Annotated in this window: 12 protein-coding genes and 1 pseudogene; 8 read left to right on the top strand and 5 right to left on the bottom strand. The window is 35.7% G+C overall.

The window, feature by feature from the left end; all coding sequences use genetic code 11:
• Positions 1 to 76 precede the first annotated feature (76 nt).
• From OR571_RS05415 to OR571_RS05400, 4 genes and pseudogenes are all read left to right on the top strand, one after another.
• Positions 77 to 1,117, top strand: coding sequence for an NAD(P)-dependent alcohol dehydrogenase (locus OR571_RS05415; protein WP_282241855.1), 1,041 nt, complete (start codon positions 77 to 79; stop codon positions 1,115 to 1,117).
• Positions 1,118 to 1,224: 107 nt separating this feature from the next.
• Positions 1,225 to 2,313, top strand: a complete 1,089-nt coding sequence (locus OR571_RS05410; protein WP_282241853.1) for a PQQ-dependent sugar dehydrogenase — start codon at positions 1,225 to 1,227, stop codon at positions 2,311 to 2,313.
• Between the two features lie 158 nt (positions 2,314 to 2,471).
• A pseudogene (locus OR571_RS05405) lies at positions 2,472 to 3,002 on the top strand (SDR family NAD(P)-dependent oxidoreductase); the annotation flags it as partial.
• 512 nt (positions 3,003 to 3,514) lie between these two features.
• The gene (locus OR571_RS05400) at positions 3,515 to 4,672 is read left to right on the top strand and encodes a pyridoxal-phosphate-dependent aminotransferase family protein (RefSeq protein ID WP_282241851.1); all 1,158 of its coding nucleotides are present in this window, start codon (positions 3,515 to 3,517) and stop codon (positions 4,670 to 4,672) included.
• A 179-nt stretch (positions 4,673 to 4,851) separates the two neighbouring features.
• On the opposite strand, the gene OR571_RS05395 is transcribed toward OR571_RS05400, so the two are convergent.
• Positions 4,852 to 5,655 carry a nucleotidyltransferase gene (locus OR571_RS05395; RefSeq protein ID WP_282241850.1) on the bottom strand — a complete coding sequence of 268 codons (804 nt, stop codon included), beginning with the start codon at positions 5,653 to 5,655 and terminating at the stop codon, positions 4,852 to 4,854.
• A gap of 275 nt (positions 5,656 to 5,930) precedes the next feature.
• Between OR571_RS05395 and OR571_RS05390 the strand changes: the two genes are divergently transcribed.
• Positions 5,931 to 6,068, top strand: coding sequence for a hypothetical protein (locus OR571_RS05390; protein WP_282241848.1), 138 nt, complete (start codon positions 5,931 to 5,933; stop codon positions 6,066 to 6,068).
• A gap of 346 nt (positions 6,069 to 6,414) precedes the next feature.
• A complete protein-coding gene (locus tag OR571_RS05385) occupies positions 6,415 to 6,543 on the top strand; it encodes a hypothetical protein (RefSeq protein WP_282241846.1) in 129 nt (42 codons plus the stop codon).
• Between the two features lie 371 nt (positions 6,544 to 6,914).
• Here the strand turns inward: OR571_RS05385 and OR571_RS05380 are convergent, their stop codons facing one another.
• Positions 6,915 to 7,553, bottom strand: a complete 639-nt coding sequence (locus tag OR571_RS05380) for a 2OG-Fe(II) oxygenase (protein WP_282241844.1) — start codon at positions 7,551 to 7,553, stop codon at positions 6,915 to 6,917.
• 261 nt (positions 7,554 to 7,814) lie between these two features.
• On the opposite strand from OR571_RS05380, the gene OR571_RS05375 reads away from it, so the two are divergent.
• The gene (locus tag OR571_RS05375) at positions 7,815 to 8,294 is read left to right on the top strand and encodes a DUF6985 domain-containing protein (RefSeq protein WP_282241842.1); all 480 of its coding nucleotides are present in this window, start codon (positions 7,815 to 7,817) and stop codon (positions 8,292 to 8,294) included.
• The gene (locus tag OR571_RS05370; RefSeq protein WP_282241840.1) at positions 8,291 to 8,977 is read left to right on the top strand and encodes an endonuclease V; all 687 of its coding nucleotides are present in this window, start codon (positions 8,291 to 8,293) and stop codon (positions 8,975 to 8,977) included. Before OR571_RS05375 ends, OR571_RS05370 begins: the two co-directional genes overlap by 4 nt.
• A 75-nt stretch (positions 8,978 to 9,052) precedes the next feature.
• Here OR571_RS05370 and OR571_RS05365 read toward each other — a convergent pair whose 3' ends face one another.
• Genes OR571_RS05365 through OR571_RS05355 form a run of 3 tightly spaced genes read right to left on the bottom strand, consistent with a single transcriptional unit; the run spans position 9,053 to position 12,377 of the window.
• Entirely contained in the window at positions 9,053 to 10,165 is a 1,113-nt protein-coding gene (locus tag OR571_RS05365) for a TolB-like translocation protein (RefSeq protein WP_282241838.1), read from the bottom strand.
• 52 nt (positions 10,166 to 10,217) lie between these two features.
• On the bottom strand, positions 10,218 to 11,696 hold the full coding sequence (locus OR571_RS05360; RefSeq protein ID WP_282241836.1) for a sensor histidine kinase: 1,479 nt from the start codon (positions 11,694 to 11,696) through the stop codon (positions 10,218 to 10,220).
• Positions 11,697 to 11,699: 3 nt separating this feature from the next.
• Positions 11,700 to 12,377: a response regulator transcription factor gene (locus OR571_RS05355; protein ID WP_282241834.1), complete on the bottom strand. Its 678-nt coding sequence runs from the start codon at positions 12,375 to 12,377 to the stop codon at positions 11,700 to 11,702.
• Between the last annotated feature and the right edge of the window lie 85 nt (positions 12,378 to 12,462).

Below are 12,462 nucleotides of genomic sequence, written 5' to 3'. Positions count from 1 at the left end.
AAGGTTTATCCTAATTTTGAAAGAGAAAATATAAGAAAGTTCTCTTAAAGAATCGTATTATTGGAGGGGTAGACAAATGGTAATAGCTAAAGCGCGTGCGGTAGATGGTCCAGACAAACCGTTTCGACCTGCCGAAATCAAAAGACGTAATTTAGATTCACAAGATGTTCTGATTGAGATTAAATATGCAGGTATCTGTCATTCCGACATCCATACTGCCCACGGAGAGTGGGGGCCAGTCCATTATCCACTCGTTCCAGGACATGAGATAGCGGGTGTTGTCACAGAAGTTGGACCTAATGTTACAAAATATAAGGTAGGAGACCGAGTGGGTGTCGGCTGTATGGTTGGTTCCTGTGGCGAGTGTAAGAACTGCCGAAATGGAGAAGAACAATACTGTCTAAAAGGGAAAGTCGATACTTACGCTGGGGTCGATAAATACGGGGAGCCTACTCAAGGGGGGTATTCTACCCATATTGTAGTACCGGAAGATTTCGTACTCAGAATCCCTGATAATATCGATTTTGACGTTGCAGCACCATTGCTGTGTGCAGGAATTACAACCTATTCTCCACTAAACCATTGGGGAGCGGGACCTGGTAAGAAGATAGCGATTGTAGGTTTGGGCGGTCTTGGACATATGGCTGTTCAAATTGCACATGCCATGGGTACTGAAGTCACTGTTTTGTCGCAAACCTTGAAGAAAAAGGATGATGGCCTGAAGTTAGGAGCAGACAATTACTATGCAACAAGTGACCCAGAAACATTTGAGAAACTTGCAGGAAACTTTGACTTAATCATTAATACGGTAAGTGCAAATATTGACTTGAATGCATATCTAGGACTACTCACGCTTGATGGCACATTGGTAAACGTTGGTGCTCCTGCAGAACCACTTTCACTAAACGTGATAAACTTAATCGGTCATCGCCGTTCATTTGCAGGATCAATGATTGGCGGAATACGTGAGACACAGGAAATGTTAGATTTTTGTGCAAAACACAATATTGCTCCTAAAATTGAAGTGATTTCTGCCAATCAAATTGACGAAGCATACGAACGAGTACTCGCTTCAGATGTGAAGTATCGATTCGTGATTGACATTAGTACAATGTGAATTGTATAAGTGATAATCGAAACAATATTTTTCTGCAAAATTCTTTAAGGTGTCTTAAAAGCCCGGCTTTTGGGACACCTTTTTTATAGAAGGAAAGGTGATAAGCGTTGAAAAAAATTGTAAGTGTATTTATGGTAATGATCTTATTAGTTGGATGTTCCTCTAATAGTCAAAAAGAAACTGTATTTTACAGTAACGAGCAAGACACTACACCCAGTCAGCAAGAACATGGTGAAATAGAAGTGGTTGCCGAAAATCTCGATGTTCCTTGGTCAATTGAAAAAAATAACAATACTTACTATTTGACTGAAAGAACTGGGTCCATTGTGAAAATAGAAAATGGAAAAATGGAGAGGCAAAGTGTAGAACTTGAGAAAGACCTTGCGACAGCTTCGGAAGCCGGACTATTAGGATTTGTACTTACTCCTGACTTTCAGGAGTCGAATCTAGCTTTTGCTTATTACACGTATGTAGACAGTTTGGGGCAATTTAATCGTATAATAACACTTCACTTGGAAGATAACGTGTGGAGGGAAGAAGGGGTGCTTCTTGATAAGATCCCAAGTGGCTCCTATCATCATGGAGGAAGGCTTAAAATAGGTCCAGATGGCAAACTCTATGCAACCGCCGGTGATGCTGCTGATTCAAAAATAGCACAAGATCTCCAGTCGTTAGGCGGTAAAATTTTAAGAATGAATTTAGATGGGTCAATTCCAAAGGATAATCCGTTTTCGGATTCATACGTCTATAGCTATGGTCACCGAAATCCACAAGGAATTACGTGGTTGCCTGATGGAATGCTATATGCCAGTGAGCACGGAAACAACGCAAATGATGAAATAAATAGAATAGAGCCTGGTAAAAATTACGGATGGCCAATTATAGAAGGGCACGAAGAACAGGAAGAAATGGTTTCACCTCTATTCACTTCTGGAGATAATTCAACCTGGGCACCTTCTGGAATGGATAATTATAATGGAAAATTGTACGTTGCCGCATTAAGAGGGACTGCCGTTATAGAGTTTGACCTTGAATCAGGAGAAAAGCGTGAAGTAATAACAGGCCTAGGCAGAATCCGAGATGTGCTAATAGACGATAATTACCTTTATTTCATTAGTAATAATTCGGATGGACGTGGAAATCCAGAGGAAAGTGACGACAAATTATACCGCATCCCTCTATCAGTTTTAAATTGATTGAAAAGTATTCATGGCAAAAGGATAGGTGAGTTCTAAATTTATAGATTGGTGATGGAAGATTTAGAACTCCTAACATAACTAATTATTTTTTGAGTTGTATATATCAATATTGCTTCGAAGTTGATCTAAAAATTTTTTCGCTGCACTCGAATGAGTTAGAGACATGGATCAACAATGCTGGTTTTGGTAATTTTGCTTCTGTAAAAGAACAGAACTTAAATAAAGTTGCATCCATGCTACATGTAAATATCGAAGCAGTAACCATTCTGTCTTCATAGTTTGTGAGAGATTATGAAAATGTGGAAGGGACACAGATTATTAATGTCTCTTCAGCAGGCGGCTATATAATGATTTCTGATTTTGTGACCTATTCCGCAACAAAGTTCTACGTAAGTGCGTTCACAGAAGGTCTTACCGGAGAGTTAAAAAGTAAAGGATCAAAAATGCAGTCGAAGGTTCGAGCCCCAGCCATTACACAAACATAATTTGAACTAAGTACTTTGGATTTAGACGAGTTTCAATATGAAGGACAATTTCCTAAGTTTCATACATCAGAAGAAATGGCTAGATTTATGTTAAAGCTTTATGATAGCAACAAAACTGTAGGTATGGTAGACGAATCTACTTATGAGTTTCATCTAAAAGATCCAATTTTTCCATTCAGGGAATTTGAAAACAAGAAATAAAATTGGTGCTCCCCTAAATTTGTTATCTTACATGGAGTTTGTTTATGTGCATTATTTCTATTTTCTCTGATTAGCTCGTACTTAAACTGACGGGAATGTTTCTTAAAATCTGATGTATTATACATAACTGAGATTGAAAAATTAGAAAATAACCGTGTATATGTGTAAAATAATAATGAGATGTAATCTGAATAATAAGTTTGTATACTAGTTCCCTAAAATCATTATTAAGTAGCGATTCAGTAGAGACATAATAATTTCTATTTGCAAGGAGTCTAGTATAATGAGATTAAAGGCAGAATAAAAGCTAGTATATGCAATTTATTGTATAGAGATGAAAAAGAAGGAATTTATTAAATAATAGAGTCCTTTTAAAATCGTTAAGGGTTTTCCTTGCAAGAAAAGGGGAAAATTCCCCTGTGTTAGACATAACTTCAAAACGATTCTTAATAGTTTTGAAGCTGTATGTGAACAGGGATGCACCCAAAAATAGTATAAAGGAGATCAAAACTATGTATCGTAATATTCTTAGACATCCGGGACCTACTCCAATCCCTAAAAAAGTGGAATTGGCAATGGCTCAGGATATGATTAGTCATCGTACGGAAGAATTTGTCAAACTCTATCGACAAACTACTGCACGTGTGAAACCTATCTTTGGGACGAAGCAGGATATTTTGCTTCTTCCTTCTGGCGGTACAGCTGCATTAGAAGCAGCTGTGGTAAACACTGTTTCGCCAGGAGATGAAGTAGTCATCATCACAGTAGGCGCATTTGGAGATTATTTCGTTTCGATATGTGAAAAGCATGGCTTGCAAGTACATAAACTTGAAAAAGAGTGGGGGGAAGCTTGCACCAAGGAGGATCTGATTGACTTTTTGAAGCCATTATCCAATGTGAAGGCAGTGTTTGCCACTTATAATGAAACGTCTACAGGAATCTTAAATCCTATTGAGCAATTGGCAGAAGCAGTACGCGATCATTCGGATGCCCTTTTTATAGTGGATGGAGTGAGTTGTATTGGGGGTGCCCCTGCTGAAATGGACAAATGGGGTATTGATATTTTGGTAACAGGTTCTCAAAAAGCGATGATGCTTCCTCCGGGACTTTCCTTTGTAGCGGTAAGTGAACGGGCATGGAAAGTGATAGAAGCTAATCAAACGAATGCCTATTATTTGAATTTATTAAGCTACCGTGAATGGGCAGAAAAAGGAATGACCCCTAATACTCCAGCGATTTCGCTTATTATGGGACTTTCCGCTGTATGCGATTTAATAGAAGAGGAAGGCGGATTTTCGAAAACAGTTGAACGACATGAAGTCATGAAAAATATGGTTCGGGAATCTATGAAGGCCCTATCCATTGAATTGTTAACAAGTGATGAGTATGCATCACCAACAATTACGACGATCCGGACCCCAGAAGGATTGGATCTTGCAGACTTTTTAAGCCACTTAAAGAATAAGTATCACATTGATTTTGCTGGTGGTCTTGGTCCTCTTCAAGGGAAGGTGTTCAGATTCGGACATATGGGATATTGCTTCCCTAGCGACATACTTCAAGCAGTTTCACTTATCGAAGCAGGTTTGCAAGATTTTTCTTATCCATTTGAACCTGGAACTGGAGTAAGTGCGGCACAGCGTGTTTACTTGTCCTCATTAGGTAAGTAATATTTTATATTTGACCGTTTGATGCTCAAACATCATTCGGTCTTTTTTATTTTACTAATACCTTTTGCTGTGTACTAACATTCAAATTTGTTTCGGATACATGGAAAAATCAATAATCTATTTAAATCGATAGGAGAAACTATGCAATAAATGGGTTTCTCATTTTCTTATCCAGAAATTCACCAAAAGTGCACATATAGAGCATTTATCACGGTGAATAACCATATCAGTAACACGGGACCACAACAGTAGATTTCCACAAAATGAATGAACATAACTTTATCATAGCTAAGCTCGGCTTTTCGAAAACCAAAGAAATCCCCTTGACTGATAATATAAATAAACGCACTGTCCACCATAAGGCAGGACATTAAAACCGCACTGTTTGGCAAGGAAGTAACATAGCGCGGGTTGCCACTAGTCTCCATATACAACGGAATGTCCCATTGCTTGCTTAATACAAAGCTTGCAATGACTAGAATAAAGAGGAAAAGCGAAATGTTGAACGGATGCTTTCGATAATCGATCAGCTCCAACATTATTTTCGTTTTTCCTTTATAATCCCAATTCTCTTCTACTTCTACTCGATCGCCTCTTAAAATATACACAAACCCTGCCAGAACAAATCCACAAAGTAAATACAGCGAAAAGAGCTGAAAAAACAATGACCAGCTATAAAATAGCGCGAAGAGCAGGGGGATAATGATAATGCCAATAAGCCATTTGCTGAATGGTCGATTATCCTGAAGCCACTTATTTAAAGCATCCCGATTATCCTTTCGATATACATATGTATCTTCATGGTACGTAGAAAATCGATTCATTATAAAAGTCACAACGACAATTGCCAATCCAATCCCGAATAAAATATAGGAAGCTTTCGGATAAATGGATACCAAATCGTAGTTGTTAATAATCCAATTGCCACTGAAAGCGACGATTAAAATGCCCAAAAACATGCTGTACGCGGATACGTGTCTCATCCAATCACCTCTTATTCTATTGGAATACGTTTATTCTTTAAATTTACGTTGTGATGAGGCGAATAGTTTCATTTTAAATTCTGACCCTGTGATAGAAACATTTACATTAATTCAAACAAATATAAAAGTAGTAATCTTCCCAATTATTTCTGACATCGGTAAAAACCAGGTTAGGGAGTATACTGATAAAGTAAAAAGGTTTACTTCAGTAAAATAAGGTATATTATATTTGTTGAATAGATTCTCTTTAAAGACAAGAAAAGTAGGTGAACAAAATGGGGAAATATCAATTGGATACTAAGAGCAAGATGGCTGTGGCAAAGTATCATGAAAAACACAAGCCTGCCAAATTTGATAAAAAGCATCAACTTGAAAAAATACGTACGGAGTATTTGAAAAAAAAGCAAGAATAATAGGAATGAAGACATAGGAAGACTAAAAGCTCTCTATGTCTTTTTTAATTGAAGATAGATATAGAGGTGGTAATGAGCTGGAATAATCATAGGGGATTTGTGATTAAGAAAAAGGGAGGGTGAATATATCACTCGTTTCTTATCAATGTACCTAGTTTTAGTTACTTGGTTTGAAACATTCCAAGTTCTTCAAGTAATGACTTTGGTTGATTAAAAAATATTTCACTTAAGGTTCTTTCCTTCAAGAACGATAAGAAATTTGATATTTATGTAATTGAATTGTAATACTATTTTTGGTAACTTAGAAATGAAAATTTTAATGAACTTAGAAAAGGAGTGATAATAGTTGGAGATTGATGTAAAAATGAAAAAAGAAGCACGTAAGGATTTATTTTGGTTTTTCATTTTTGTTGGACTACCCTTTATATCCATCATTTATTCAATCGCTGAATTTCTTTATGTGAATAGAATTTGAGTCTAGTATCTCCAAACAATAATAAAAAAACTAAACATAATTTAATGAGCTTGGAAATCCATTTCCAGCTCTTTTTTTTGATCGTTTAAATTTTCTTTACCTATAAACATTCATGTTAATTCCTAGATCAAACGCAAAGAACCATAAAAAATTAACCTATCCTTGAGTTGACAGCTCAGATGGGTTACTTATATCAATAGCCAATTCCCTTGAAGAAATCCTACAATAAACAAGACCAATTGATGTGCAAACATCAATTGGTCTTGTTTATTGTACTCAGATGAAATCTCTTCTACTGTTCTAGGCATTTATTAACTTGGAATAATCACATATACAAAAACTATCCCACATTTATAATTAAAAGACTCTTCTCACCGTATTCTCTGCTTCCTCATCCACTGCGTTGCGACCCACTTCTCGCCATTGATAACCGGTGTTCCAGCATGTAAAGTCAACTCATTTAAAGTTTGATCGTTATAGAAATACTCGAAATAAACTGCCATACCTTTTTTAGGAGATACAGAAAAATTTAGTTTAGGGAAAGTGGTTTCTCCGCCTTCTTCTACATCATTCAAGTACATAACGAGTGTACTTATTCTATTATTGTTTGCTATTTTACTAGTGGATGAAAAGAAATCGTAGTGAGCTTTATACTCTTGACCAGGCGTATATCGAAGAATCTGAAGGCCTTCTCCGTGTTCAATGGGTATATTCATAATAGTAGAGATTCTTTTTTCGACTCTCGCAACTATTTCGTTTTCACTTTCTTCAATAAACATACTGCTGCTTGTTCTTAGTTCATTTACTTCTCGTGTTGCTCCAATTTTTGAACGCTTCATTTTGTCTTTAGACAATCTGATTAGTTCCTCGCACTCTTCGTCACTTAACACATTTCCTAACATCACGATCAATGGCTCTTCTAGTCTCGTGATTATATCAATCTCTCTATCTGTAATTATTTTATTCCCAACGTGATCAAATATAGTTTGCTCTCTGCTCTCCGTTATCATCTTTAATGCTCCTCAACTATGAAATTTTTAAAACAACTACATTTTGGGTAAGAAATATACGTGTTAAAGGACTTTTTACTTTAAAAGGGTATTTTCTCCTACTTAATTCTGGAATTAATTTCATTTTATTTTATCACGGCGTTTTTATATTTCGCAACTTTGTGAAAATTTTCGCAAGCAGATTCTTCTTTTATATCAACTAGTGAATAAAGACAATGGTAGAATAAGATAAACTTGAATTTGAAGGGTGGAGCGAGTGGAGTGATTAAAAACCTTACAACCAATGACCATTCCGAATTAGAAGGAGAAGCCTATTTAGAATTATTTGACCAAACTATTAAGCTATATATAGATCAAGATTCTGATCTCGAATATGCAGAAATATGTATAACTTATTTAAACAATTTAAGTGAAGAACTGATAGTTTCACTGTGTGAAGCATCTATTAGATACTGTAATGAATTTCTAGAAGATATCGGTGAAGAGATGATCAAATTTTCTAAGCCGACAGATGTTTTAGCGCATATTACACCAAACACGATATGTATTCCGAATCCTAAAAATAAGACTGAACCCGTCATTGATTTAGAATTAAATTGCACGTGGGAAGTGGAACATGGGATGGAATGGATCATACGAAATGGGGAAGTTATGTATGTTGGCCCATATCATGGAATCAATCCATATGGAGATTGTGATAGGGGAGAAGATTGGAATTATATAGAGGTGAATAATGTTTGAAAAGCGAAGAGCTATTTAAAGTAGAACAAGAAAAATGGATACCGGAGATTTCATTAAAAAACAATTTTCAATTAGCAGATATCCATTTGGTAGCTGGAATTGATATTGCATATTGGACAGAGGGGAAAGCCGATTTTGGGGTTTGTTGTATTGTAGTAATCGATTATATCTCCAAACAGATCGTAGAAGAAGTAGAATTTTGTGGACAAATAGACGTGCCCTATATTCCAGGGTATTTAGCTTTTCGAGAACTTCCGTTAGTGAAGGAAGCAGTAAAAAAATTGCAAAGCAAACCGGACCTTTATATGTTTGATGGAAATGGATATTTACATTTCAGAAAGATGGGGATTGCCACACATGCTTCTTTTTACTTAAATAAACCCACGATCGGCGTTGCAAAAAGTTATTTGAAAATAAAAGATACAGATTTTTACATGCCTAATAATGAAGCGGGAAGTTTTACATATATTAAAGTTGATGGAGAAATATATGGAGCAGCATTAAGAACGAGAAAGGATGTAAAGCCAATTTTTATATCATGTGGGAACTGGATAGATTTAGAGACTTCTATAATAATAACCCTGCATTTTGTAGAAAATAATAGTCGACTACCAATTACAACACGATACGCTGATTTAGCTACTCATGAGAGTAGAAAGAAATTTTTAAGCAGTATTAAATAAACAACACTCAGAATTAATAAAATAGAAAAAGAATCCATCGATCGCAATGATGAATTCTTTTTCTTATTCTATTTTTTATTTATCTGATTGAACTTGAAATACCTCAACAGTATCGATCGTTTCTTCTCCAGGAATAGTCGTACTGATAAAGACAGTATTCGAATCCTGACTCCAATAACCTGTGTAAGAGATAACAGCATATAAATCTGCATTTTGCATAATCAAGGATGGGTTGGAAACTTTTCCATTTATTAGCTCAGCTACATAGACATTTGTTTTATATTCTTTACCTACTTGGACAGGTGCATCAAATAGAATTTTGTTTTTATCGGGTGAGAGTTTATAAAATGGTACCCAAATACCTTCCTCGTCTTCGCCGCCTGCTACAAGCTGTGTCACTTGTTCTGTTTTTAGATTTAGTGTATAAATCCCAGATTTTCCGTTGTATATATCGTTAAAGATAATTGTTTCTTCGTCTAAAAAGTGATAGCGGTCCATCGAATCTATTTTTTCTAATGGTGATAATTGTTCGATTTCCCTATTATCCGTCAAATGATAAAATCCATAACCTTCTTCTAATGATTTTCCTACTATATATATCCCATTACTACTCGTTTGGAAAGATGAAATGGATAAACCATCCCACTCAAACATGTCTGAGATTGTCCATGAAGTTTTTTGATTGGTTGAAAGGTTTGTTTTCTCAAGAACTATATCACTTTTCTTATGAATGATTTGAATAACTGTTGAACCTTCTTCGTCACCAAAGTATGTCAGATATTCTTCTGAACCTGTTCCAATGAACTGTTTCGTATTCGTTTGAAAATCTAGTACGTAAAACTCTTCGTTCACAAGAGACAATGCTCGGTTACCGTTCTCGGATAATAAGTAGAATGGTTTATCTGCTATTTTCTCTTTTTTCATTGTCTTGAGATCAAGATGATACGTTGCTTTGTTTTGATTGTAAAATATGTTATTTCCTTTGAAACCTGGGTAGTTTACTTTTACATCAATAGGAATGGAACCATCATGTTTTGCGATAATACTTCCATCCGTTAAGGCACTTTCTAATTTGACATCTTCGGAAATGGTTACGGTTTTAGTGCTAGCGTCTCCATTGAGCGTGCATCCAGTAGCGATAAGACTGCTTATTGTGAGTACTGCGATTCCTTGCCATTTTCTTTTCATTTTTTATTCCTCCTATTAGTTGCTTGCATACATAGCATAAGGAATGGTTGTTTCAAATTTTGTGTGACTTGTTGTCAAATTGTTGCAAACGGGGAAATGTTATACTAACAACTGCCTGGTCTAATTTTTCTTCAAATATAATGGTTCCTTTATGACGTTCGACTATATCAGCACAAATAAATAAGCCTAAACCTGTACTTCCTTCCTTTTTCTGATGAACAAAAGGCTCGAAGATGTGTCCCAAAATAGTCGGGGGGATAGGGAAGCATGCATTTTTTATTAGGATTTCATCATGTAACTCTATGTCAATATCGTGACCCGCTTTACCATGCCGAATAGCATTATCGATCAAATTGATAAAAAGCTGTTTGATTTCATTTTGATAGCCTTGTACAATAAATGGCTCTCCACTTACCACAATCCTCATATCGTACTGTGTTGACTTCATTTGCATATCCTCAGCAATCGATTGTACAAGCGGATACAGATCAAATACTTCCGTTATGTTATTTTGAGTCTTTGACTGGTACTTCGATAATGTAAGTAATTGGGTGACCATTTCATTTAAACGATCACTTTCACCTCTTATTTTTTGAGTGGCTTTTATTAGAAAGGTAACATCATTAAAATCCTTTTCTCCAATAATTTGTGCATAGCCTGAAATTGTCGTAAGTGGAGTTTTTAATTCATGGGTTACATTATTAAAAAAAGTTTGGCGCTTTTCTTCTAATAACATGACCTTCTCTTTTTCCAGTTCAATTGTCTGGACATGTTGCTGAATTTCATGTTGCATCAGCTTGAAATGCTTTGCAAGCTCGCCGATTTCATCCGTTCGATTGATAATAGGAATGGGCTGATAATTACCTTGTGCCATTCGCTTAGTTGCATTTGTTAAGTCATGAAGTGGTTTAGTGAGCTGGTTTGTTAGTAATAAAGAAATGAGAAAGACACCTAAAAATAATAAGATAGTAAGTAGGGTAAAGCTCCTTAATAATCGCTCGTTGTGCTGAAAAACATCTGTATAATCAGCGGTAAATCGAATGACACCATAAAACGTATCGTCGATATAAAGCGGATAAGCAAAATAAAGTAGTGTTCCATTTTCAACGGGTTGAATGGTGTAGGCAGATTTGTTTTGAAATGCCTGTATTAATTCATCACTACTCTCATTTTCTACATCCGTTTGATACCGTTGATGTTCAATGAGTAATGGTTGGTCAATGGGGGCAGCTTCATACAGAAACTGCCCAGTTGTATCATATAGAGCCACACTTTGGTTATTGATTTTACTAAGCTCATTTGCGATGGTGTAACTATCTTCGATAAAAAAGCTTTCGTCTTGTTTATGTAATTGTTTGAATTGTTTCGTATATTGTTTTGTTGCAAATTGTAACGTGGTAACATCTGATTCTAAGTTAGTTGTCGTATGCTTTTCAAGCATATTTGCCAATACGAAGTTAAATAGAAATGCAGCCACCGTAAACAAAATGAAAAACCCTACAAAGAACTTTTTTCGAATGGTCCATTTCATCGTTTAGTTTCCTTTCATTTTATAGCCGATCCCAAAAACAGTCTCAATAATGGAAGGATCAAGTTTCTTCCGGACTCTCTGTACATGAACATCGACCGTCCGAAGCCCACCTTCATAGTCCATTTCCCAAACGGTATCTAGTATCTCTTCTCGTGAAAATACACGATTTTTATGTTGAGCGAATAATAATAGTAACTCATATTCTTTAGGTTTTAGCGCTACTACCTCATTGTCTTGGAAGACGCAGTATGCACGAGGATCAATACTAATTGATTCATTTACTTTTATAAAGTGAAAGGGAGTTTGTGATGCATTTCGTCTTAATAATACTTTGGCACGTGCAATGACTTCTCTTACATCAAATGGCTTAGTCATATAATCTTCGGCTCCGAGTTCTAGTCCCAAAACTTTATCTACTATATCATCGCGAGCAGTTAGCATGAGGATTGGCAAATTACTATTAGATGTAATACTTTTGCATAACTCAAAGCCTGTTGTATCAGGTAACATTAAGTCCAAGATAACTAAATCTATTTCCATTCCTTGAAGATATTCTAAAGCTTTCTTCCCGGTAAAAGCGCCATAAACACTAAATCCTTCTTTACGAAAAGAATAAGATAATATATCGTAAATGGATTCCTCGTCTTCTATGATTAAAATTGTTTTCTTTACAGTATTCATTTTACACATCCTCTTAAAAGCAGCTAACTTACATTTTACTATAAAGTTGTTTCTAAATTGTTGCTGCTGAATAGAGTTAAATGGT

This window comes from Psychrobacillus sp. NEAU-3TGS (genome assembly GCF_029955155.1).
In the GTDB taxonomy this organism is placed as follows: Bacteria; Bacillota; Bacilli; order Bacillales_A; family Planococcaceae; genus Psychrobacillus.
The sequence above is the reverse complement of the archived record's forward strand: the minus strand, read 5'-3'. Positions and strand labels throughout refer to the sequence as shown.

What these genes read in the sequence shown, in the direction of transcription:
- OR571_RS05415 (WP_282241855.1), top strand. Translation starts at nt 77, where the DNA reads ATGGTAATAGCTAAAGCGCGTGCGGTAGATGGTCCAGACAAACCGTTT.
- OR571_RS05355 (WP_282241834.1), bottom strand. Translation starts at nt 12,377, where the DNA reads ATGAATACTGTAAAGAAAACAATTTTAATCATAGAAGACGAGGAATCC.
- OR571_RS05360 (WP_282241836.1), bottom strand. Translation starts at nt 11,696, where the DNA reads ATGAAATGGACCATTCGAAAAAAGTTCTTTGTAGGGTTTTTCATTTTG.
- OR571_RS05365 (WP_282241838.1), bottom strand. Translation starts at nt 10,165, where the DNA reads ATGAAAAGAAAATGGCAAGGAATCGCAGTACTCACAATAAGCAGTCTT.
- OR571_RS05390 (WP_282241848.1), top strand. Translation starts at nt 5,931, where the DNA reads ATGGGGAAATATCAATTGGATACTAAGAGCAAGATGGCTGTGGCAAAG.
- OR571_RS05380 (WP_282241844.1), bottom strand. Translation starts at nt 7,553, where the DNA reads ATGATAACGGAGAGCAGAGAGCAAACTATATTTGATCACGTTGGGAAT.
- OR571_RS05400 (WP_282241851.1), top strand. Translation starts at nt 3,515, where the DNA reads ATGTATCGTAATATTCTTAGACATCCGGGACCTACTCCAATCCCTAAA.
- OR571_RS05395 (WP_282241850.1), bottom strand. Translation starts at nt 5,655, where the DNA reads ATGAGACACGTATCCGCGTACAGCATGTTTTTGGGCATTTTAATCGTC.